At 64.4% G+C, this 21295-nt stretch carries 22 protein-coding genes; 12 read left to right on the forward strand and 10 right to left on the reverse strand.

The genetic code is table 11. From position 1 onward, the window contains the following. The coding region (locus AB0O52_RS18695; protein WP_364540689.1) for a DUF222 domain-containing protein at positions 1-1131 on the forward strand (1131 nt) is incomplete at its 5' end. A gap of 5 nt (positions 1132-1136) precedes the next feature. On the opposite strand, the gene AB0O52_RS18700 is transcribed toward AB0O52_RS18695, so the two are convergent. Genes AB0O52_RS18700 through AB0O52_RS18715 form a run of 4 tightly spaced genes read right to left on the reverse strand, consistent with a single transcriptional unit; the run spans position 1137 to position 4355 of the window. After that, a complete protein-coding gene (locus tag AB0O52_RS18700; RefSeq protein ID WP_364540691.1) occupies positions 1137-2138 on the reverse strand; it encodes a HAMP domain-containing sensor histidine kinase in 1002 nt (333 codons plus the stop codon). A gap of 11 nt (positions 2139-2149) precedes the next feature. Next, positions 2150-2824, reverse strand: coding sequence for a response regulator transcription factor (locus tag AB0O52_RS18705; protein ID WP_364540694.1), 675 nt, complete (start codon positions 2822-2824; stop codon positions 2150-2152). A 27-nt stretch (positions 2825-2851) separates the two neighbouring features. Continuing rightward, positions 2852-3499, reverse strand: coding sequence for a VTT domain-containing protein (locus AB0O52_RS18710; protein ID WP_364540697.1), 648 nt, complete (start codon positions 3497-3499; stop codon positions 2852-2854). A 10-nt stretch (positions 3500-3509) separates the two neighbouring features. Next, positions 3510-4355, reverse strand: coding sequence for a phosphatase PAP2 family protein (locus AB0O52_RS18715; protein ID WP_364540700.1), 846 nt, complete (start codon positions 4353-4355; stop codon positions 3510-3512). 108 nt (positions 4356-4463) lie between these two features. On the opposite strand from AB0O52_RS18715, the gene AB0O52_RS18720 reads away from it, so the two are divergent. Together AB0O52_RS18720 and AB0O52_RS18725 are read left to right on the forward strand one after the other, a co-directional pair. Beyond that, positions 4464-5249 (forward strand): alpha/beta hydrolase, encoded by a 786-nt coding sequence (locus AB0O52_RS18720; protein WP_364540703.1) that lies wholly within the window; start codon positions 4464-4466, stop codon positions 5247-5249. Between the two features lie 19 nt (positions 5250-5268). Beyond that, positions 5269-6165: a hypothetical protein gene (locus AB0O52_RS18725; protein ID WP_364540706.1), complete on the forward strand. Its 897-nt coding sequence runs from the start codon at positions 5269-5271 to the stop codon at positions 6163-6165. Between the two features lie 119 nt (positions 6166-6284). Here AB0O52_RS18725 and AB0O52_RS18730 read toward each other — a convergent pair whose 3' ends face one another. Then, entirely contained in the window at positions 6285-7040 is a 756-nt protein-coding gene (locus AB0O52_RS18730) for an FCD domain-containing protein (RefSeq protein ID WP_364540708.1), read from the reverse strand. A gap of 93 nt (positions 7041-7133) precedes the next feature. On the opposite strand from AB0O52_RS18730, the gene AB0O52_RS18735 reads away from it, so the two are divergent. The 4 genes from AB0O52_RS18735 (at position 7134) to AB0O52_RS18750 (ending at position 11741) form a co-directional block, all read left to right on the forward strand. Continuing rightward, the gene (locus AB0O52_RS18735; protein WP_364540711.1) at positions 7134-8012 is read left to right on the forward strand and encodes a carbon-nitrogen hydrolase family protein; all 879 of its coding nucleotides are present in this window, start codon (positions 7134-7136) and stop codon (positions 8010-8012) included. 10 nt (positions 8013-8022) lie between these two features. Continuing rightward, positions 8023-9372: an APC family permease gene (locus tag AB0O52_RS18740; RefSeq protein ID WP_364540714.1), complete on the forward strand. Its 1350-nt coding sequence runs from the start codon at positions 8023-8025 to the stop codon at positions 9370-9372. Positions 9373-9418: 46 nt separating this feature from the next. After that, positions 9419-10207: a carbon-nitrogen hydrolase family protein gene (locus tag AB0O52_RS18745; protein WP_364540717.1), complete on the forward strand. Its 789-nt coding sequence runs from the start codon at positions 9419-9421 to the stop codon at positions 10205-10207. Positions 10208-10289: 82 nt separating this feature from the next. Further along, positions 10290-11741 (forward strand): cytosine permease, encoded by a 1452-nt coding sequence (locus AB0O52_RS18750; protein ID WP_364540719.1) that lies wholly within the window; start codon positions 10290-10292, stop codon positions 11739-11741. Positions 11742-11790: 49 nt separating this feature from the next. On the opposite strand, the gene AB0O52_RS18755 is transcribed toward AB0O52_RS18750, so the two are convergent. Beyond that, complete coding sequence (locus AB0O52_RS18755) at positions 11791-13374, reverse strand: arylsulfotransferase family protein (RefSeq protein WP_364540722.1); 1584 nt, start codon at positions 13372-13374, stop codon at positions 11791-11793. 241 nt (positions 13375-13615) lie between these two features. After that, on the reverse strand, positions 13616-14680 hold the full coding sequence (locus AB0O52_RS18760; RefSeq protein WP_364540725.1) for an NAD(P)-dependent alcohol dehydrogenase: 1065 nt from the start codon (positions 14678-14680) through the stop codon (positions 13616-13618). Between the two features lie 101 nt (positions 14681-14781). On the opposite strand from AB0O52_RS18760, the gene AB0O52_RS18765 reads away from it, so the two are divergent. The 4 genes from AB0O52_RS18765 to AB0O52_RS18780 all read left to right on the forward strand — a co-directional run bounded on the left by AB0O52_RS18765 (position 14782) and on the right by AB0O52_RS18780 (position 18020). Continuing rightward, entirely contained in the window at positions 14782-15450 is a 669-nt protein-coding gene (locus tag AB0O52_RS18765) for a TetR/AcrR family transcriptional regulator C-terminal domain-containing protein (protein ID WP_364540728.1), read from the forward strand. Then, complete coding sequence (locus tag AB0O52_RS18770; protein ID WP_364540731.1) at positions 15422-15766, forward strand: FAD-dependent monooxygenase; 345 nt, start codon at positions 15422-15424, stop codon at positions 15764-15766. Before AB0O52_RS18765 ends, AB0O52_RS18770 begins: the two co-directional genes overlap by 29 nt. Positions 15767-15809: 43 nt before the next feature. Further along, complete coding sequence (locus tag AB0O52_RS18775; RefSeq protein WP_364540733.1) at positions 15810-17039, forward strand: hypothetical protein; 1230 nt, start codon at positions 15810-15812, stop codon at positions 17037-17039. Between the two features lie 768 nt (positions 17040-17807). Beyond that, positions 17808-18020 carry a hypothetical protein gene (locus AB0O52_RS18780; protein ID WP_364540736.1) on the forward strand — a complete coding sequence of 71 codons (213 nt, stop codon included), beginning with the start codon at positions 17808-17810 and terminating at the stop codon, positions 18018-18020. Positions 18021-18152: 132 nt separating this feature from the next. Here the strand turns inward: AB0O52_RS18780 and AB0O52_RS18785 are convergent, their stop codons facing one another. Next, complete coding sequence (locus tag AB0O52_RS18785) at positions 18153-18518, reverse strand: cupin domain-containing protein (RefSeq protein WP_364540739.1); 366 nt, start codon at positions 18516-18518, stop codon at positions 18153-18155. A 52-nt stretch (positions 18519-18570) separates the two neighbouring features. On the opposite strand from AB0O52_RS18785, the gene AB0O52_RS18790 reads away from it, so the two are divergent. Next, on the forward strand, positions 18571-19563 hold the full coding sequence (locus tag AB0O52_RS18790; protein ID WP_364540741.1) for a helix-turn-helix domain-containing protein: 993 nt from the start codon (positions 18571-18573) through the stop codon (positions 19561-19563). Positions 19564-19620: 57 nt separating this feature from the next. On the opposite strand, the gene AB0O52_RS18795 is transcribed toward AB0O52_RS18790, so the two are convergent. Both AB0O52_RS18795 and AB0O52_RS18800 read right to left on the reverse strand, forming a co-directional pair. Further along, positions 19621-20793 carry a flagellar hook protein FlgE gene (locus AB0O52_RS18795; protein WP_364540744.1) on the reverse strand — a complete coding sequence of 391 codons (1173 nt, stop codon included), beginning with the start codon at positions 20791-20793 and terminating at the stop codon, positions 19621-19623. 37 nt (positions 20794-20830) lie between these two features. After that, positions 20831-21283, reverse strand: a complete 453-nt coding sequence (locus AB0O52_RS18800; RefSeq protein ID WP_364540747.1) for a flagellar hook capping FlgD N-terminal domain-containing protein — start codon at positions 21281-21283, stop codon at positions 20831-20833. Positions 21284-21295 lie beyond the last annotated feature (12 nt).

Consider the following 21295-nt stretch of genomic DNA (forward strand, 5'->3'; position numbering starts at 1 on the left):
GAATCCCCCGCCCGCGGCTCCCGGCTCCACGGACTCGCCACAGCCCTCGTGACCGAAATGCCGCACACCCTCGCCGCCCTCCAGACCGGACAGCTGAACGAATGGCGCGCGACCCTGTTGGTGAAGGAAACGGCCTGCCTGTCCGCCGAAGACCGCTGCGCCGTGGACGAGGAACTCGCCGCCGACACCGGAGTCTTCGACGGCGCCGGAGACAAGACCATCATCGCCGCGGCCCGGGCCGCGGCCTACCGCCGGGACCCCCGCTCCGTCACCCGGCGGGCGGCCCGTGCCGCCGCCGAACGGCACGTCAGCCTCCGCCCGGCACCGGACACCATGACCTACCTGACCGCGCTGCTCCCGGTCGCCCAAGGCGTGGCCGTGCACGCGGCCCTGACCCGGCACGCCGACACCCTCCGCTCCACCGGGGAGGAGACTCGGTCCCGGGGCCAGATCATGGCCGATGCCCTGGTCGAACGCACCACCGGCACCCCCGGCGGGATCACCGGGGTCGAAGTGCAGCTCGTCATGACCGACCGGACCCTGTTCCAGGGCGACGCCGAACCGGCCCGCCTGCCCGGCTACGGCATCGTCCCCGCAGCCTGGGCCAGAACACTGCTCACGGCGGGCGAGCCGGAGAGCGGTCAAGAACTCAAGCTCTGGCTCCGGCGCCTCTACACCGCCCCCGGAACCGGGGACCTTGTCGCCGCCGACTCGAAGGCGCGGCTCTTCCCGGCGGGCATGCGCCGCTTCATCCAGGCCCGGGACGAGACCTGCCGCACCCCCTACTGCGACGCGCCCATCCGGCACTTCGACCACCTCGTTCCCTGGCATGACGGCGGCACCACCAGCCTGGCCAACGGCGCAGGCCTGTGCGAGGCCTGCAACCACACCAAAGAACTCCCCGGCTGGATGGCAGAAACAAGCCCCGGGACACGGCACGTCCTCGACATCCGCACCCCCACCGGCCATACCTACCGATCAACAGCCCCACCCCTACCGGGAACCAGGCTGACAAGAAGCACCGACCCGCCCGATACCGCGGCACCACATTCCAAACGCCACCGACGGCGACTACGACACCACGCCAAGGCGCTGAAATACGCCCACGCCACCGAACTGCAGGCCGCCTAAGAAAGCTATGCCGGGCGAGGTGCCGTGCCGGTCGGGGCGAGTGGCAGCGTGATCCTCATGACCGTTCCCCGCGGACCGCTGCGCTCAACCTCCACAGTGCCGCGGGCGCCCGTGATGATTTCACGGACCAACGCCAAGCCGATTCCGAAGCTGCGCTGGCCAGGTACGCCGTCCGGAGTGTGGGTCCTCACGAAGCGGTCAAAGATCCGGGTCTGGTCAACGCCCTTGATCCCGGCCCCGGAATCCGAGACGGTCACCACCGCGCGGTTGCCGAGCACCGCCGTCGTAATCCCCACTTGGCCGCCAGCAGGGGTATGCGCCAGCGCGTTGTCGGCCAGGGCAAGGAGTGCCCGGCGGAAGCCGTTGCTGTCAATGAGCGCGAAGGGGCGGTCCCTTTCCATCAGGGTGACGCGGACGTTTTTCTCCCCCGCGAGCTGTTGCAAGCTCTCGACGACGGCGCCCGCCACCTTGGCGAGATCGCTTGGCTCTGCTGATACAGCCTGAGGCGAGCCGGTGGCTGCCACAAGCAATTCGTTGACGATGCCGGTGAGGGTCGCGGTGTCGTTGCGGATGCGGGCGAGAGCTTCCCCGGTTTTTGAATCCGCGGGGGCATCGCGCTGGGCCAACTGGACGCGTGCATCCAGGATGGCCAGGGGTGTGCGCAACTCGTGGCTTGCATCCTGCACGAACCGTCGCTGCAATGCGAGCGCTTCTCCCAGGGGCCTGATGGCACTCCGCGCGGTGAGCCAGCCGATGGCCCCGGCAAGGAGGATCCCCGCAATGCCGGCAACGATCATGGCCTTCAGGAGGTCCTTTGTGTCCAGATACGCATAGACGGAGTCGGATTCGCCTGGTCCGGGCAGCGTTGGATGCTGTGCCTGGTTGAAAAGGTAGATCGCGGCGGCCGCCAGCAGGCAAAGAACCAAAATCGCGCATGCCGCGCTGATCCGCACCGCGATCTTCAGGGACGCCTTGCGGAGCGTCGCCTGGTCCGGATTCTCAGTCATGGGCATTGTTCTCAATCATGGGGGTCGCCGATCTGGTATCCGAGGCCGTGGACCGTCCGGATCACAGTTTTGGAGATCTTACGGCGCAAGTGGTGGACGTAGGTGTCGATCACGCCCGGCTGGTCCGTGGGATGGAACAGTGCGTTGATGAGGTCTTCACGGGTAAAGACACGTTCGGGTTCGCCAGCCAAGGTTTCGAGGAGCCCGGCTTCCTTCGCCGTCAGGGTGACCACGGAACCATACACGGAGCGCATGGAACGGGCACCGGCGTCGAGCTCCCAGTCCCCGATTCCCAGAGTCCGGGGCGGCAGGGCGTACGTCCTGGTCAAGGCTCGCAAACGGGCGGCCAGTTCCATGGCGTCGAACGGTTTGCTCATGTAGTCGTTCGCCCCCGCATCAAGGCCCTGGATCTTCTCATCGGTGGCACCGAGCGCCGTCAGGATGAGGATCGGGGTGCCAATCCCTTTGGCCCGAAGGGCTTTGATCAGTGCGATACCGTCCATGACCGGCAGCCCCCGGTCAATGACCATCGCATCCCAACTCCGGGTCAAGGCAAGGTGGAGGCCCTCGCTCCCATTGACGGCCAGGTGAACGGCAAAGTCGGGCTCCAGGAGCTCGCTGATGAGCGGCCCCAGCGCGGCGTCGTCTTCGACCACGAGGAGGGACGGCCGCTCAGCTGTTGTCATGCGGTCTATTCTTCCGTGAAACGCCGGTTACTCCTCAGCACGCCCACTCGCGGCGCCCACCTTGGCCTTGCGCTTTTTGAGGAACTCGACTCCCCACGGCAAGACGGAGATCAAAACCATGATCACGGCGATAGCGTCAATGTTCTTGGCCACGAACTCATAGTGTCCCAGCCAGGAGCCCAGGAGGGTCACGGAAGTTGCCCAAATGACGGCACCGGCGACGTTCCACAGAGTAAAGGATTTGTAGTTGTAGCGGGCGATGCCTGCGCTCAGCGGGGCAAATGTCCGCACAATGGGGACAAAACGGGCCAAGACGATCGCAGGGCCGCCCCGGCGCTTGAAGAATTCCTCGGCCGTGTCCAAGTGCGCGGTCTTCAAGACCCGGGCATCATCCTTGAACCAGAGCCGTCCGAACCTGCGCCCGAGCATGTAGCCGATCTGGTCCCCGGCGATGGCGGCGGCCGATACGACGGCGATCAACACCGGCAATTCAAGCTGCAGTTGCTGGTGAAGCAGGCCGGTAGTGAACAACAAAGAGTCACCCGGCAGGAAAGGGAAAAGGAGACCGGATTCGATGAAGACGATCAACGCCACTACGCCCAGCGCCGCGGGACCCAAGCCCTGAAGGAGGGTGGTGGGATCAAGGAATGCGGGCATGGCAGAAAGTACGTGCATGGGGTCCTCCTCAGGATCCGTTTGCTTGGGTCGTGGTTGCGTCCGACGAAGATGCTTCTGGACCAACGCCAAAAGGCAGCCGCCCGATGACTCGCGGTGCGTACCGGTTCCAGAGCCCGGCCAAGACGATGACCACGGCGCTGGTGGCCAGGAATGACGCCATAACGTCGCTGGGGTAGTGGACTCCGATGTAGATCCGGGACCACGCCACCACTATGGCCAGCACGGCGCCGGCCCACGCGGTGATCACGCCCCATCGGGTGCCCCGGACCAGGAAGTACACGGCGAAGGCGAGCGCTACGGCGAAGGCGGTATGGCCGCTGGGAAAGCTGTTGGAACTCGTTTCCGGAGAAAGTGGATCGAAAAGAAGCGCAGGGTTGGGCCGGTGACGGGCAACGATGAGTTTGAATACCTCGCTGGCAGCCCAGCCCGAACACGCGAAGAGCACAAACATGACCGCCCGCACGAAGGACTTACGAACCAGGAAAACGAACAAGCCGATCACCAGGACAATGCACACTCCCGCTACGGGGGCGAAAAGGAAGTTCAGTGCCATGGCCACGGTGGTCAATGCGCCCACGTGATGGCGGCTGAGTTCCTGGTCAACGCCCAATTCGTTTGCGGTCAGGCCGGTTACCGACTGCACGCTGAAGCCAATGGCAAGGACTGCCGCGGCGAGGACAATGCCCCACAGAAGCCAGTACCGGGGCTGCGGAAGCAACGGCACACCGTGACGGACGACCGCGGAAGCGCGGCCTTCCGTGGAATCGTTCTGCTTGGCGTCTGATGGCATGCGGCTCTCCGGTTCGATGGTGACGGCCGTAGTACGGCCTGCTTCAACTCTCGCGCGCGGCATTTAAGAAGCTCTTAAGAACTCCTGGCCCGCCCCCTTCTACCCTTGACCCGTCGGTGGCCGAGCGCCAGAGTTTAGGAACCTACTGTCCGCCAAATGTAAGGATCTGGGATGTCCGAATTTGTGATCTCGAAAGACGGTACCCGCATCGGGTATGACCAATACGGCGAGGGACCTGCCGTGATCCTGGTTGGCGGTGCAATGCAATTCAGGGGATTCGACGCCAACACGGTGGAAATGGCGAAGCTCCTGGCCGCCAAGGGTTTCAAGGTGCTGAACTACGACAGGCGCGGCCGTGGGGAAAGCGCCGAGGCTCCGTCCTTCACGCTGAAGGACAACATTGACGATCTCGCCACGCTTATCGACATCGCGGGCGGCCAAGCTGCGCTCTTCGGGAGCTCTTCCGGTGGCTCGATTTCCTTGGCTGCGGCGGCAGCAGGCCTGCCCGTCACGAAGCTGGCCCTCTGGGAGACTCCCCTGAGCGATGAACTCGGCACCGGCGGCGCAGAATTCTTCGCCGGGCTCCAGGAACGGATCGCATCCGGCGACAAGGCGAGCACCATCGAGTACTACATGAAGGACATGCCGCCCGAGTGGCTCGCCGGGGCTAAGAACAGTCCAGGATGGCCCATCATGCTCGAGTTGGGCCCCAGCCTTTCCGCTGATGCCGAATCCCTCGCATGGACCCAGTCCGCGCCGCGCGCCCAGCTGTGGTCCGGCATCACCCAGCCCACCCTTGCGATCGTCGGCGAGCAAACCATCCCGATCATGCCGAAAGCGGCCGACTCCATCGTGGCCAACATCCCGAGTGCCCGCAAAGCCACCATTGCGGGCGCCAACCACGGCTGGGAACCCGGAGTCATGGCCGACGCACTCGCCGAGTTCCTGGCCGATTAGCACAGCGCGGGCGTCCACGATGGATCTGGCCGCGATCGCCGCCGAACTCTACACACTGGTTCCCTCGGCGTTCACGGCGGCCCGCACTGCGCGGGCAAAGGAAGCCAAGTCCGCAGGGGAAGCGGAACTGGCAAAACAGCTCGCACAGTTGCCCAAGCCTTCGACGGCGGCGTGGGCAGTCAACATGCTCGTCCGGCACGGCACCAAGGAATTCGCGGGTGTCCTGGAACTCGGGGCATCGCTCGGGAGGGCCCAGGAGCAGCAGGACCACGACCGTCTCCGCACGCTCGGCCAGCAGCGCCCGCGCGTCCTGGGCGCCGCCGTCGAGCAGGCCCGGGCAGTGGCGGAAGGCCTGGGCGTCAAAATCAGTTGCGCCGCCGCGATGGAGATCGAGGCCACGCTGCGGGCCGCCATGACGGATCCCGGCGCTGCCGCGGCGCTCCGCAGCGGACAGCTGGTGCGCTCGTTGTCCACGAACGGATTGGAACCCGTGGACCTATCGGGCGCGGTAGCGGTTGCGGGCGCAATTCCCGCGGTGGATACCACCGAAAAAGGGTCCGACGACGGCGGGCGGCAGCGCGGGCGGAAGGACTCCCAGCGCGGGCGCGCTGACTCGGAGCGCGAACGCGAGAAGGCACAGGCTGCGCTCGTGGAGGCTGAGCGCAGTGCGGACAAGGCTGACCTGGAACTCGCCCAGGCCGAGCGGGAAAAGTCGGAGGCCGTGCGCCGGAGCGAGCAACTCGCCGTCGAAGTCAAAGCTGCCAAAGACAAGCTGGCTGCGCTGCAGCAGGAGCTTGCCGCCACGGAGTGGGCGATCACCCTGGCCGAGCGGAACCGCAAACAGGCAGCGCGGACGGCCGCCCGGGAACGCCGCACCGCTGAATCGGCGCGGGCCCGGTTGGAGGGATTGCCTTGAAGCGGGTTCACGTCACGCCCGGCCGACTTTTGGCAGATCATGCTCGCGATGGGCCCGGAAATCCGGGGTTTGGCAGGCTGCAGACCCCCAAAAAGTTGCCGTGCGTGACGCACGCCGGATCAGTCCCGGCCGTCGCCGCCAGCCAGGCCCATGAACATCGTCTTATGCAACACATCCACGTGCCGCCGCGATACCTCCACCGCGCCGAGATCGTCGCCGGCCCGCAGGGCGTTCACCAGCGCGATGTGGTCCCGGTTGGACTCGTGGAGAAACTCGATCGGGTACGGGATGAAGTAGGCGTAGAGTTCCGCCAGCGCCTCGTTGTAGACGTCGACTGCAGCGCCCAGGCCTGAGGACGCCGCGACGAGCCGGTGAAACCTCTCGTCGGCCTGGTGATATTCGGACCAATTGCTTGATCCGGCCATTTCCTGGGTAAGCCGCTCCAGCTCGTCAAGTTGCGCTGCCGTGGCATTGACTGCAGCGAAGTGGGTGACCGCGCATTCGAACAGGAGCCGGCGGTCCACCAGCCGGTTCACGGCAAGGGATTCTGCGGGCGACGCAGCGAGCTCCTCGAGCACGTTCCGCGGCGGCTCATCAGCGACAAAGGTTCCGCCGCCACGTCCGCGACGCCGGACAACGACGCCCTGATCAGCCAAGCTTGCCAGGGCCCTGCGAGCCGTGATCGGGCTGACCGACAGGCCCAGCGCGACGTCTTGCTGGTCGGGCAGCCTCTCCCCCGGCTGGAGCAGCCCCAAAGATATGGCCATGCCGATCCGTAGCCGCACGGCATCGATTGCGCTCCTGCGGTCGATTCCGAGCAAAGGGGCAGCATCGATGGGTGAGTCGCCGGTGGCGTCCTCGAGCTGACGGGTCATATCCGCTACTTTACGGGGCAAAATCCACCTTCCTTTTATTTGATCATTATGATCTAATATGAGGCGAGTCACAACGACAACGTGGAGAAACAAGTGCAACGCATCCTTCCCCTCATCGCTGCCCAAGCGGCACCCCGACTGATCGGCGAGCCAATCCAGGCCTTCGCAGCCGAGGTCGCCGCCGCAGTCGCGATCCAACCGCAAAGCAAGCTCGTGGTCTTCCCCGAGCTGCACCTCTTTGGGGACACCTACCCGGATCAGCAGCGTACTGAAGTGTTGCAGGACTCTGCCGAACCGCTGGACGGTCCGCGGGTCAACGAGCTGCGGCAGCTCGCAGCGGACCTGGATATCTGGCTGGTTCCGGGCAGCGTCTGCGAACGCGGGCCCGAGGGGCAATTGTTCAACACCCAGTTAGTCCTTTCCCCGGAAGGCGACCTTGCCGGCTACTACCGCAAGGTCTTCCCTTGGCGCCCCTTTGAGCCCTACGACCCTGGCGATCGCTTCACGACCGTTGACCTGGAAGGGATCGGCAGGGTGGGCCTGAACATTTGCTACGACGCCTGGTTCCCCGAAGTAACCCGCCAGCTTGCGTGGATGGGCGCCGAAGTCATCCTCAACGTCGTGAAAACCACGACGGCGGACCGCAAGCAAGAACTCGTCCTCGCCAAGGCAAACGCGATTGTGAACCAGGTCTTCATGGTCAGCGTCAATTGCGCGGGCCCCACCGGCAAAGGACTCAGCCTGATCGTCGACCCCGAGGGGAACACCATAGCCGAGGCCGACGACGACGCCCCCACCCTTCTCGCCGCGGAACTGGACCTCTCCGCCGTCGAGCATGTCCGCACGCACGGGACCGAAAACCTCAACCGTCCCTGGTCCCAATTCCGCCCCGGCGAGCCGCCCATAGAGCTGCCCATCTACCAAGGCCGGATCGACCCGACCACGTGGACCCCGCGGTCCTCCAACCCCTAAGGAACCACCGGTGACAACGCAACCGAGCCTCACGCGCGCCCTGAAACTGCCCTCCCTGGTCCTGTTCGGGCTGGCATACCTGACCCCGCTCATCGTCCTGGCGATATTCGGCGTGATCGCCGAAACCACCGGCGGCGCATCGCCGTCGGCCTATCTGGTGGCCATGGTCGCCATGCTCTTCACCGCGCAGAGCTATGGACGGATGGCTGTTGCCTATCCGGTGGCCGGCTCCGCGTACACCTATATCCGGCGCTCCATCGATTCCCGGATCGGATTCCTGGCCGGTTGGGCAGTCCTTCTCGACTACCTGTTCCTCCCGATGGTCATCTGGCTGATCGGAGGCTCCTACCTCACTGCACAATTCCCCGCCATCCCCATCGGGGTCTGGATTGTCGCATTCATCGCCATCACCACGCTGCTCAACGTGGTTGGAGTCAAAGTGGCGGACAAGGCCAACTACCTGCTGATGGCTTTCCAGCTCCTGGTGATAGCCCTCTTCGTTGCATTGTCCGTTGGAACCTTGCTCTCAACCTCCGGGGCGAGCGCCCTGGTCAGCACCGCTCCCTTCTTCAACGACACATCGAGCTTCGACAAGATCACCGCCGGAGCCGCCATTGCCGCGTACTCGTTCCTCGGCTTTGACGCCGTGTCCACCCTTACCGAGGAGACCATCGAGCCGAAGAAAACCGTCCCGAAGGCGATCATGCTCGTCGCACTCATCGGCGGCGCGATCTTCGTTGTCGTGTCTTACACAACCCAGCTGATCCACCCGGGCGGAGTGTTCGACGATTCTGCGTCGGCGGCGTCGGACATTGCCCTGAAGATCGGTGGGCAGTTCTTCGGCGCAGTTTTCCTGGCGGGACTCGTGGTGTCCCAGTTTGCTTCCGGGCTCGCGGCACAAGCCAGCGCCTCGCGCCTGTTGTACGCCATGGGCCGGGATTCAGTCCTGCCGAAGAAGGTCTTCGGGGCGCTGAACAAGTCCTTCCACACGCCCGTGTTCAACCTGGTCATCACAGGGGCGGTGGGACTCATCGCCATGTTCCTGGACGTTGCCACCTCGACGTCGTTCATCAACTTCGGTGCCTTTACGGCCTTCACCCTCGTCAACGTCTCGGTCATTGCCTACTACTTGCGCCAACGACGCTCGGGGCACCGGCTCAGCGTATTGTTCTACGTGGCCATGCCGGCGATGGGCGCGATCATCGACGGGTTCCTGCTCTCCCAGCTGGATTCGAATGCGATCACGCTCGGGCTGATCTGGCTCTGCGTCGGCGTCGTGGTGCTGGGCATCATCACCAAGGGGTTCCGGAAGGCACCGCCGGAGATGGTGATGGAGGAAAAGGAAGCCGCCTTGGTGTGACGGCATGTCACAGCTTGCTGCTTGAACACTGAGAAATGAGGACTGCGTGCGCATCACCCTAGCCCAGATCGATTCCGGGACGGACGTCGGCCGTAACCTCGACCTCATCGCGGACTACTGTGCCAGGGCCGCCCGCGAGGGCTCTGACCTCATTGTGCTCCCGGAGTACTCGACGTATGAGAAAAGCCGGGTGGACCAGAGCTTCGTGGACATGGCCGAACCCCTTGACGGCCCGGTGGCCGCAAGGCTCCAGGCGACAGCGGCCCGTTACGGGATCGCCGTCGTCGTTGGCCTCCTGGAAAGCTCCGGGGAAGGGGAAGGTGACCGGGCCTTCAACACGTTGGTGGCGATCGGTCCGGGCGGTTCCCGCCTCGCCAGCTACCGGAAGATCCATCTTTTTGACTGCCAAGGATTCCGCGAATCGGATTACATCCAAGCAGCGCCGGAGCCGGTGCCTGTCACCTTTTCCTGCGGCGGCATGACGTTCGGGTTGATGACCTGCTACGACCTGCGCTTCCCGGAGTTGGCGCGCGTCCTGGCCGATTCCGGGGCCGAGGTGCTCCTCGTTTGCTCCTCGTGGGTTCCCGGCACTGCCAAGACCGAGCAATGGGCCAGCTTGGCCAAGGCCCGGGCAATCGAGAACGGGGTGTACGTGGCGGCGGTCTCCCAGACTCCGCCGGTGTCCATCGGCTACAGCATGCTCGTTGACCCCCTGGGAACTGTCCTGCATAGCCTCGGCACTGAGCCCGCCGCCGCGACGCTTGACATCTCACCGGGTGCCGTCGAGGCAGCCCGGGACCAGTTCCCCACGTGGCGGCACCACCGGCTCGTTTAGGAATCTCGCGGCCTCTTCTAGGCCGCCCAACTCTGTGCTAAACCAAAGTCAAGATGCACCTACGCATCGAAGGAGAAACGCCATGAGCACTACCACCGACAAAGGATCGGGCCGCGGACTGGAGGTCCGGTCGATCGACTACGTTCCATTGAACGAACGGCACGGCAAGGTCTCACACATCGGGCCGCTGTGGTTCGTCAGCAATGCCCAGATCGCCACCCTGGCCGTAGGGTTGATCAGCATCACCACCGGCGGCAACCTGATCTGGTCGCTGCTCGCGATCGCCATCGGAGTGCTCGTGGGCACCCTGTTCATGGCCGCGCACTCCTCGCAGGGCCCCCAACTCGGCCTGCCGCAAATGATCCAGTCCCGGCCGCAATTCGGCTACATCGGCGCCCTGCTGGTTTGGCTCTTCGCCTATCTCCAGTACGCGGGCTTCAACATCTTCAACACCATCCTGGCAGGCCAGGCCATCCAGAAATCGGTCAACGTCGGGTCCGAAAGCCTCTGGTTCTGGGTGGTCACGATTATTGCCGTCGTGATCGCCTTGTTCGGCTACGACCTCATCCACGCCTTTGAGCGCTACCTGACGTACCTGACCATCATCATGCTGGCGCTGCTCACCATCGCGGCCGTGAAGCTGACCATACCCGCGGGCGCATACAACCTGGCCGACTTCCACCTGGTGCCGTTCCTGGGCCAGCTGGGCGTCGCGGCCGGCTACCAGATCTCCTGGGCCATCTACGTCTCGGACTACTCCCGCTACCTTCCGCCGTCCAGCGGACGCGGCACCTTCCGGTGGACGTTCTGGGGCAGCGCCCTCGGCGGTATTTGGGTGATGTTCCTGGGCGCATACATCGGCGCCGCAGCCGGGGAAAATTTCGAAACCATCGGCTCGATCAAGTCCACCGCCGACCAGCTCTTCGGCGGATTCGGTGACATCGCCTTGATTGTCGCCGCCCTGGGTTTGGTGTCCGTGACCGCCCTGAACATGTACGGCGGCTCGCTGACCCTGATATCGTCCGTCGACAGCGTGCGGCAGATCAGGCCGACCCTGAGGCTCCGGATCATCACGATCTCCATCACCGCACTCATTTCGGTGGTCCTGGCGAACCTTGCCTCGGCCGATTTCCTGGCCAACTTCAACGACTTCCTGCTGCTGGTGCTGTACTTCTTCATTCCGTGGACGGCGGTCAACCTCACGGACTACTTCATCGTCCGCAAGGGCCATTACGCCATCGCGGAGATCTTCAAGCCGGACGGGATCTACGGACGCTGGGGCTGGCCTGGCATCATCTCCTACCTCGTCGGCTTTGTGGTGATGATTCCCTTCTTCTCGGCCGGCAAGCTCTTCGTCGGGTTCATAGCCCACGCGCTTGACGGCGCCGACATCTCGCTGTTTATCGGGCTCCCCGTCTCAGCTGGGCTGTATTGGCTCATGACCCGGCGCATCGACGTCGAGGCAGAGACCCGCATGGCCAAGGAAGAGGCCGAGGCCTTGGAGGCAGCCGCGCACGAACACATTTTGCCGTAGCTCGGCCGGGAGGCGTCCGGGAAGCGGCCGGGAAGCGAAGGGCCCGGAATCAGGCAGTGGCGATGACCGCGGACGTCGCCAAAACGTTGCCTGACTTGTCCAAAGCCTCGACGGCGGCCCTCGGCGCGGTAGCCACCGCCGTCGACGTTTCAAAGCCCCGACGCGGAACCGTCACTGCTTCGGCCATGGACCCGGGACCGGTTCCCGTGAGGAACCTCCACTTGGCAACCTCGGTTGCGCCGTTCCAGCTCGTGTAAAGCTGCATCGTGGACCCGTTGCCGGGCACCGCCGCCAGGTCCGGGACGGTGTCCGGCCGGCCTGTCCACGGCGAGCGGTAGGTGCGGTAGGAGGCGTCGCCCAGTCCGGTCGCTTCGAACACCGCTTTCCCGTCGGGAGTGAATTCGGTGGCGGCGGGGTCCGCTCCCCAGCCCACCAGGACGTGCCCGTTATCAAGGAACTGGACGTTCCCTTCGGCATCGCCCCGGTGGCCGCCCCTGCTGAACTCCTGCTTGACGACGGCGGTGCGCGCCTTTTCGTCGACGGCGAGGAGCAGCCCGCGCGACGTCCCAGTGGTGCCTTGGTTGTAATGGTTGTCGAACATGCTGATGATGCCGTTGGGCCGGCGTCGAACGTCGTGCTGCCAAGCGAAGACAGACTCCGGCGTCATCGAGAAATCGCTGCGCTTCCCGCCCAGACGCCAACGGATCTTCCCGTCGGAACGGCCGATCAAATAGGCGGTGTGCGTGTGGCGGGACGAGACAAGGAGTGCGTCCCCGCTCTCGTCCACGGAATTGAGGTGGAACGGATCGAACGCTTTCGTCGCGTCGGAGCCATCGGCCTTGGGATTGTCAGACGGGCGCACATAGGACTCAGTGACGTCGATGTGGTCCGAGGCCGTCCAGTCGAAGAGGACCTTGCCCGAACGGATGCCGATTTCCTGGACATGGCAATCAAACATGTAGCCCTGCGCAGGTCCGCCCACTGACGTCAGGTCATGCCGAACAGTCGGGTAGGAGATCATCAACGCCGTCCCGGCGGGGGTGATGGTGAACTCATGCAGGTCCGCTTGCAGTCCGTTGCCTGTGTTGACTTCGGCCACGGTGCGGTAGTGGACGTCCTTGACGACACCCTTTCCTACACCGTGTCCCCCGGTTCCGATTCCAGTCCAATAGGTCAAAACCGTTTGGCCTTCGAAGGCTTGTACCCGAAGGTCCGTCACCCCGGAACCTGTCGGCTCCATCCATACCGGTTCCCCGTGGTTGTCCATGATCAGCCCGTTGGTGCCGTGGCCCATCGGACCCACGAACAGCAGGCCTGCCCCGGTAGGACCGGTAGCCCAGCTGGCAACGCGCGCAGCGGTCAAAGCGGTGGAAACGAAGCTACGGATCGCAGGGGCGGAAGCCGTGCCCGCCGACGGCGAGGGTGACGCCGTCGGCGTCGGTGTAGCCGCGCTGACCGGGGCCGTGCCTCCGGGCAATACGCCTGTCCTCGCGATGCCGAGGCCGGCGAGCAATCCCGCGCCTGCCATCCCGGCCCCGCTAAGGAAGCCGCGCCGGCTCAACCTCAACTGGGACTCACGGTGTTCCCGCGAGGCTGCCCGATCACCACTCCCGGACTCCGTATTCTGCTCCACCCCCTCAGGATAGAACCGGACACAGTGCGGAAACCGGACAGAAGCTGCAAGTTCGCTGTAAGAGGGCGGGGCGGGAACTCAGTGATTGGTGCGGGCTGTCCCGGCGTCACGCAGAGCAGGTTTTTGATGCCTTGAGCTGGCCGCTAGCCCGGGATTCCGGGGTTTGAGTGGAGTCGTTGGGCCAAGAAGTTGCCCGGCGTGACGCGGGGCCGATCACAACCAGTCCCCGCGTGGGCCTGTTTCAGCTGCCGAGGACGCCTTGGATGGTGATCGCGATCTTCCCCCGCACTTTGCCGGCGTCGAAATAGCGCATGGCATCCGGAACCTGCTCCAGCGGATAGCTGCGGTCGACAGTCGGGGTGAGGGTTCCGGCGCCGATGAGCCCGGCAAGGTATTCGAGGTCTGCAACGCCTTGTGTCGCCATGACCATCGTCAGCCGCTGGCTGATGAACCGGGACAGCGCCAGGGCCCGGAATTGCCTGTCGATACTGCCCGTCCAAGAGCCGCCTTCTTCGCCGCCGGTGATAACGGCCGTGCCGGTAGGGGCGAGTGCCCGGCGGAGGCGTGCGAGGGTGGGGTTCCCGGCGATATCCAGGATCAGATCGTAGTGTTCCGTGCCGTCGGCGAAGTCCTGCGCAGTGTAGTCGAGCACGTGGTCGGCGCCGAGCGAACGCACCAGGTCCAATTTGGCTGTACTGCAAACGCCTGTGACGTCGGCCCCGGCTGCTTTGGCGAGCTGAACGGCGTAACTGCCTACTCCTCCCGAGGCGCCAAGGATCAACACCTTGTGTCCCGGGACTATCTGGCCCCCTGCCCGCAGAGCCTGGAGCGCAGTGCAAGCGGAAACGGGGACCACCGAGGCCTGTTCGAAACTGATGTTCGCCGGTTTGAGCGCGAGCTGGCTTTCGCGGGCCGTCGCGTACTCAGCGAAAGAGCCCTTCCCGACGCCGAAGACGTGGTCCCCGACGGCGAACCGGGTCACCGCCGCTCCGACCGCCATGACCGTGCCGGCCAGGTCCAGCCCGGGGACGGGGTTTTTCGGGGCGCGGATGCCGAAGGCCAGGCGCAGCGCGTAGGGCACGCCCCGGGTTACGTGCCAGGTCCCGCGGTCCAAGCCTGCAGCATGGACCCGAACCAGCACCTCGTTTTCGGCAATCTTCGGCGTGGGAATCTCCGCCATGTGGAGGACCTCGGCGGAACCGTAGGCCTCCTGCACGATGGCCCGCATCATGACCGACGCCTGCGGCTGCGCCGCGGGCGAGCCGCTCGAAATCGGAGTCTCCGCAGCATGTTGAGCAGAGGTCATGGCCGTTCCTTTCCACACAATTGGGTGCGCACCTTTTCGTACGCTGTACTAAAAAGATTATCGTACAATGTACCAAATAGCTAGACCCCGAAGGAGTCACGATGCCGGACACTGCACAGCCCCTCCCCCAGCGGCGCCTTCCGCTGAGCCGCGAAAGGGTGCTCGGCTGCGCCGTGGATCTCGCCGACGAGTCCGGAATCGGAGCGCTGACCATCCGCTCGCTCGCCCAGAGCATGGGAACCAAGCCCATGTCGCTCTATTACTACGTGGCCAATAAGGATGAGATTCTGGACGGCATCGTGGACATGGTCTTCTGCGAAATCGAATCACCCTCTCCCGCGGGCGACTGGCGGGAGGAAATGTACCGGCGGGCACACGCAGTGCGCAGCGCGCTGAAACGCCATCCGTGGGCGGTCGGTCTGTTGGAGAGCCGTTCTTCCCCAGGCGAAGCGAACCTGCGCCATCACGAAGCGACGCTGGCGACTTTGAGGGCAGCAGGCTTTTCCGTTCAAATGACAGCCCATGCCTACGCCCTGCTCGACAGTTACATCTACGGATTCGCGCTACAGGAAGCCGCCCTGCCATTTGACGGCCGGGACACCGCATCGGAGATCACAGCGCCCATCGTTGAACGCTTTTCGACCGGTCAATACCCCCACATGATCGAGATTGCCACCGAACACGTCCTCAGGCCCGGCTACGACTTCGGGGACGAATTCGACTTCGGGCTAAACCTCATCCTTGACGGCCTCAGCCGGTCGATCAGATGAGCTAGGGATAGCCGGCGCAACCGCCCCCGGCTCCAACCCCGGCCGACCATCTTGGGAAACCCGCTGTTGCGTGGCCGGTGGTGGACCGGCCGGCATGATGCTCGGCTACCTGCTCGCCCGCGCCGGCGTCGAGGTGACCGGCGTACGGGCGCACGGCCCAAGGCCATATGGAGATCCGCGCCGTCGCGGACACATCCGCAGCCCCCATCAGGTAACCCAACGATGGATCTCCCTGGTGGCGCATGAGACCGAGGTGACGAATGTGACGTGGGTGACAATTGTGCTGTTTGGTGCGAAGCTTGTCACGCCGAGTTGACAATCCTGTCAAATCGGATCTTATTGATCCTCGTGGAGGTTTCGTGAAGAAGATCCTTAGCGTTTCCACAGCGTTGTTGCTATTGGTGAGTGCGGTCTCAGCCACAGCGCCGGCGGCAGTTGCCCAACCATCTCCGTCCGCCAATTGGCATGCGGAGAAGGTCTGCGCCGATGTCCCAGCCGGCAGTGCGTCGTGCTTTGCGCTTAAGTACGTCGACGACTCAACGGCTCCGGCCAAGGCCCTGCCGCAGGGAGGACAAGCCAAGCCCGCTTCGAGCACCCCGCCCGCCACCGGCAAGACCCCTGCGGACATCCAGAGCGCCTACAACATCACGGGCCTCATGTCCGGCGGCCGGACCGTCGCCATCGTGGATGCCTATGGCTATCCGAACCTTGAAGGCGATCTCGGCGTTTACCGTTCACAGTTCGGCCTTCCGGCATGTACGGTCAGCAACGGTTGCCTCACCATCAAGGACCAAAACGGCGGTAACAAGCTTCCCAAGTTCAATTCCGGATGGGCCGACGAAACAGCGCTTGACGTCGACGCCGTCTCGGCAGCGTGCCCGGACTGCAAGATCCTGGTGGTACAGGCGACAACAGCCGGCCTCAGCGATCTTGGTACAGCCGTGGCAACGGCCGCCAAACAGCCGGGCGTCACGGCGATCTCCAACAGCTACGGCGGCGGGGACTCCGCAGACTCCAGCTACGGCGCGTACTACAACCACCCGGGCATTGCCGTAACAGCATCAACCGGTGATAACGGGTATACCGGCTCGTCCTACCCGGCTTCCTCGAGTTACGTCACCGCGGTGGGAGGCACATCGTTGGTCAAGAACACCAGCACGCGCGGATGGGGCGAGTCTGCCTGGTCCGGCTCGGGATCCGGATGCTCAAGCGTCAATGCCGCGTTGCCGGCAGCAGCCACGTTCGGCACGGGATGCGGCAAGCGCGCCTCTGCGGACGTCGCCGCCGTCGCAGATCCGCAGACCGGATTGGCAGTCTATGCGCCGAGCAGCAGTACTGCCTCGTCGTGGGCCCAGTATGGAGGCACGAGCTTGTCCTCACCCCTGATCGCGGCCATGTATGCGCTTTCCGGAAACTCCGGCAGCTCCACGGCGCTGGCCAACTCCCTCCCGTACACAAACTCCGGGAAATTCAACGACGTCGCCTCGGGTTCGACGGGCACTTGCGCCACGAGCCAATGGTGCCTCTCCGGCACCGGATGGGACGGACCGACGGGCGTCGGCACTCCGAACGGGGTCTCCGGACTCTAAGTTATGCAGCAATGACTGAAGGGTGGCCGGCGTCCAGGCCGACCACCCTTCAACTCTGAATGGGTAGCGTCACGCCACGCACATTTTCAGCCTCCCCGACGGACCACAAGCCCGGGATTCCGGGGTTGGGGAGGAGTCCGGCGACAAAAAAGTGCGTGGCGTGACGCAGCCCAGAACGCATTGAGCACGGGATGGTCGTTCCCAGGCTGCCGAGCCCGGGGTGAGCAGGACCAGAACTTGAGAGTCAGCTGCCCCGGCATTTGGGCTCAGGCGATCAAACCCGTGCAAGCCCGAATTGAGCTTGTGCCTTGCCCTGTGGTCGAGGGGCAACCCGATAATGAACCATCCCAAGCGGCAGGGGCAGTTACCGAGGCTTTGCACGTCCGCCGGTCCCGGCGGCGACTTTTTTGGCGGTGTGGCCCCCAGGCGGTTGGGTGCAGGCGGGCCGACGGGTCCCATCGTCCACATGTGTGCGGGAAAAGCCCTGCTCCTAGCTTTTGCCGTGCCCATGATGCTTCTATAGTCGTCAAATTGCGCTTGCCCTCCGAGGCAAATTGCCGCGGATCGGCAGCCCATATGCCATGGTTTGGGCATGTCATAGAATGAAGCCGTGAATATCGGACCGGCCGCACGCCATGCACGGATTGGCTTTCCGATAGCTGCTTGACGCCTCGCGGTCACCGGGCATTCGTATCCCGCGGCCAGGCGCGCGGCCCGCCACCTCCTCCGACTGAATAGGAAATCAGTCTGCGAAAGGAGGTGAATTACATGACTGAACCACAGAACACCGCGCTCAAGGCCGGCGATCTCGTCACCGCCACTGTAACCAAGACGCTGCCCTTCGGCGCCATTGTCGAGGCTCCCAACGGTATGCCGGGGCTGGTGCGGGGACTGGGTGACGCCGCGGAAGGCGAGCGGGTCGCTGTCCGCATTGACGACGTCGACGCCGGGAAGAATCGCTTCAGCGCCAGCGCCGGCTAAGCCGCACCCCACAAATGGGGTTGGCGGCGGCACGAGAATGCCGCCGCCAACCCCCTCGTGGGATGTCAGGGATGGCCCAGACTTGTCGGAAGCCAGAAACTGAGTGGCAGGAGGGCTGGCGGTGGGGTTTCGCTAAATGAGGTACCCATTGCCGTCACGGTAGCTCCATGCGGGCTTCCCGCCCGCCGCGTTCGAGGTAACGGCCGGTCCAACGATGAGGAACCGGGCCTCCTCGGTGGCGATCGGGGCGTGTTCGACGCCTCGTGGCACGGTGAACAGGTCCCCGGGGCGCAGGTCGACTTCCCGGTCGCGCAACTGAACAGTGAGGTTCCCTTCGAGCAGCAGGAAGGTCTCGTCCTGGTCCTCGTGGCTGTGCCAGTTCACGGCCCCGATACCCTTGGCAACTTTGAACAGGTTCCCATTGGCCTGGCAGAGGACCTTCTGTGACCAGTACTCCTGCAGCTCGGCTGCCTCATCGAAGACATTGTGCTTACTCATGGTTCAAGTCTTCAGGGTCACCTTCACCCTTGGTGAGTGCTATAAATAGCACGTGCCGAAACAATCCTCTCAACCGCATTCGGTCGCGATCCTGGTGGACCAGGGATCCAACCCCTTTGAGTTCGCATGCGCCTGCGAAGTGTTCGGCACCCGTCGCCGAGAACAGTTCGGTTTCGAACTTTATGAAACCCAGGTGGTGAGCGCTCAGCCGTCGATCCTGATGCGGGACGGTCTATTCACTCTCACCGGGACAGCCGATCTGTCAGCCCTTGAGACGGCGGACACCATCGTGGTCCCCAACCGCCCCTACCTCGACACGCCCAGCCACACGGAGGTCCTGGCCGCCCTGCGACGTGCCCACCGACGGGGAGCCCGGCTCGTCGGTCTCTGCACCGGAGCGTTCACCCTCGCCGAAGCAGGGCTGCTGCACGGACGCCCCGCGGCCGTTCATTGGCAGGTCGCTGACCAATTCCGGCAACTGCACGCCGACGTCGACCTCCGACTGAACGAACTGTACGTCGACGACGGCGACATCCTCACCTCCGCCGGCAGCGCGGCAGCGCTGGACCTCTCCCTGCACATCGTGCGAATCGATCATGGAGCAGAGATCGCCAACCGCGTCAGCCGACGTCTCGTCTTCGCCGGCTTCCGGGAAGGCGGACAGCAGCAGTTCATCGACAAAGCGCTCCCTGAATCCCGGCACGTGCCGCTCTCCGCAACCCTGGAATGGGCCAGACAACGCCTGGAGCTCACCACCGGCGTGACCGACCTCGCCCGCCACGCCAACGTCAGCCCCGCTACCCTGCACCGGCGTTTCCAAGACGAACTCGGCACAACGCCGCTCGCCTGGCTCACCACGGAACGCGTCCAGCTGGCCCTTCGCATTCTGGAACGTACCCCGGCAACCATGGACGAGGTAGCCCACCGCTCAGGACTCGGAACCGCGGCGAACCTTCGCAGCCTCATCAAACGGCACACCGGCCTGTCTCCAAGCGCCTACAGGATGCGATTCAGCGAGTTGGACCCAGCGACCGCCAACGCATGAAGTGCCTACAACCTCGAGCGCGCATAGCCTTCCAGCCGTTCTACGTTTTCCGGGGATTTAGTGCTTCAGGTTCGTCAGCTCCTGCAGAACCTCGTCCGACGTCGTGATGATGCGGGCGTTCGCCTGGAAGCCGCGCTGGGCGACGATGAGGTTGGTGAATTCCTGGGAGAGATCCACGTTGGACATCTCCAGGGCCCCAGCAGTCAAGGTTCCGAGTCCGGCGTCGCCCGGGGCGCCCAACTGGGCCGCGCCCGAGTTGGCAGTGGCCACGTATGTCGAGCTACCTGCTTTCTCAAGGCCACCGGGGTTGGTGAAGCGCGCAAGGGCCACGCGTGCCAGAACCTGCTTGGCACCGTTGCTGAACGAGCCGATGAGTGAGCCGTCCCCGCCGAGGGTGAAGGACTCCAGCTTGCCTGCCTCGGATCCGTTCTGGCTGCCGACCGTCAGCGTGCTCATGGCGGCGAAGCCGGTAACAGTGGACATGTCCACCGTGATGCCGCCGACAGTCATGGCTCCGCCCGAGCTCAGGGCGCCATTCGCGAAAGTGAGCGTCGAGTGGCCTGTGGCGCCGTTGGCATCTGCCCCGGCCACATCCCAGCCGCCCGCAGAGCGGCTGAAGGTCAGAGTCAGGCTGCGGGAGGCGCCGTCGGCATCGTAGACCTTGACTTGGCGCTCGACGCTTGTCCCCACGGCCGCGTCGGACGGGAGGTTCCCGTCAAGGGAGGCCTTGGTGGTGGCAACGGCGGTCGACGTCGTGTTGGGCGAGAGGGCGATCGGGCCAACGGGACCGCCCGGGTTCACCGCGCCGTTGGCCGCGGACCAGCCCTGCAGGATGCCGCCGTCGGGGCTCACGAGACGGCCGGCCGCGTCCATGTCGAAGGCACCGGCGCGGGTGTAGAGCTGCTGGCCGGCCTTGCTGGTGATGAAGAACCCGTCGCCGGAGATCATCATGTCAGTAGCTCGCCCGGTGTTCTGCGATGAACCCTGGCTGAAGTTGGTGCTGACTCCCGCCACGCGCACGCCGAGGCCGATCTGGGCGGGGTTGGTGCCGCCGGTCTCGGCCTGCGGGGCGCCTGCGCCCTGGGTCATCTGCGAAAGTGTGTCCTGGAACTGGGTCGAGGAAGCCTTGAAGCCGGCCGTGTTCACGTTGGCGATGTTGTTTCCCGTAACGTCCAGCATGGCCTGGTGGGCACGGAGGCCGGAGATTCCGGAGTACAGCGAACGAAGCATGGTGTTGCCTTTCTTCGGGTGGTTCGGGGGTGGAGCGTCAGGCGGTGGGCGTAGCAGTGGCGGGCGATGGCGCGGCCGTCATCCCGCTGATCGAATCGAGCGGAACGTTCACTCCGCCGACCGCCACCGTGGGTGTTCCGGCCGCAAAGGAAACCGAGCTCGCGACGCCTGAGCCCTTCGTCCCGTCCGCGAGCGCGTAGCTGACGTTGTGGCCGATGACCTGCGCCGCGGCACTGCGCATCTGGAGCGAAAAGCTCTCCTTGGCGTCGGCGGTGAGTTCCGTCATTTTCTCCATCATGGACAGCTGGACGGTCTGGCTCATCATCTGGTTGGTGTCCATAGGGGCGCTCGGGTCCTGGTTTTTCAGTTGTGTCACCAGCAAGTTCATGAACATGCTCGAATCCATGGTCTGCGCGGGCTTGGGTGCGGTGGTGCCGGCGATGGCGCCAGGCTGGACTCCGCTGCTTGCCGCGACGGCTTGGATGGTCACTATTGGTTCTCC

The sequence above is a fragment of the Arthrobacter sp. NPDC080073 genome (assembly GCF_040686575.1).
Lineage (GTDB): Bacteria > Actinomycetota > Actinomycetes > Actinomycetales > Micrococcaceae > Arthrobacter.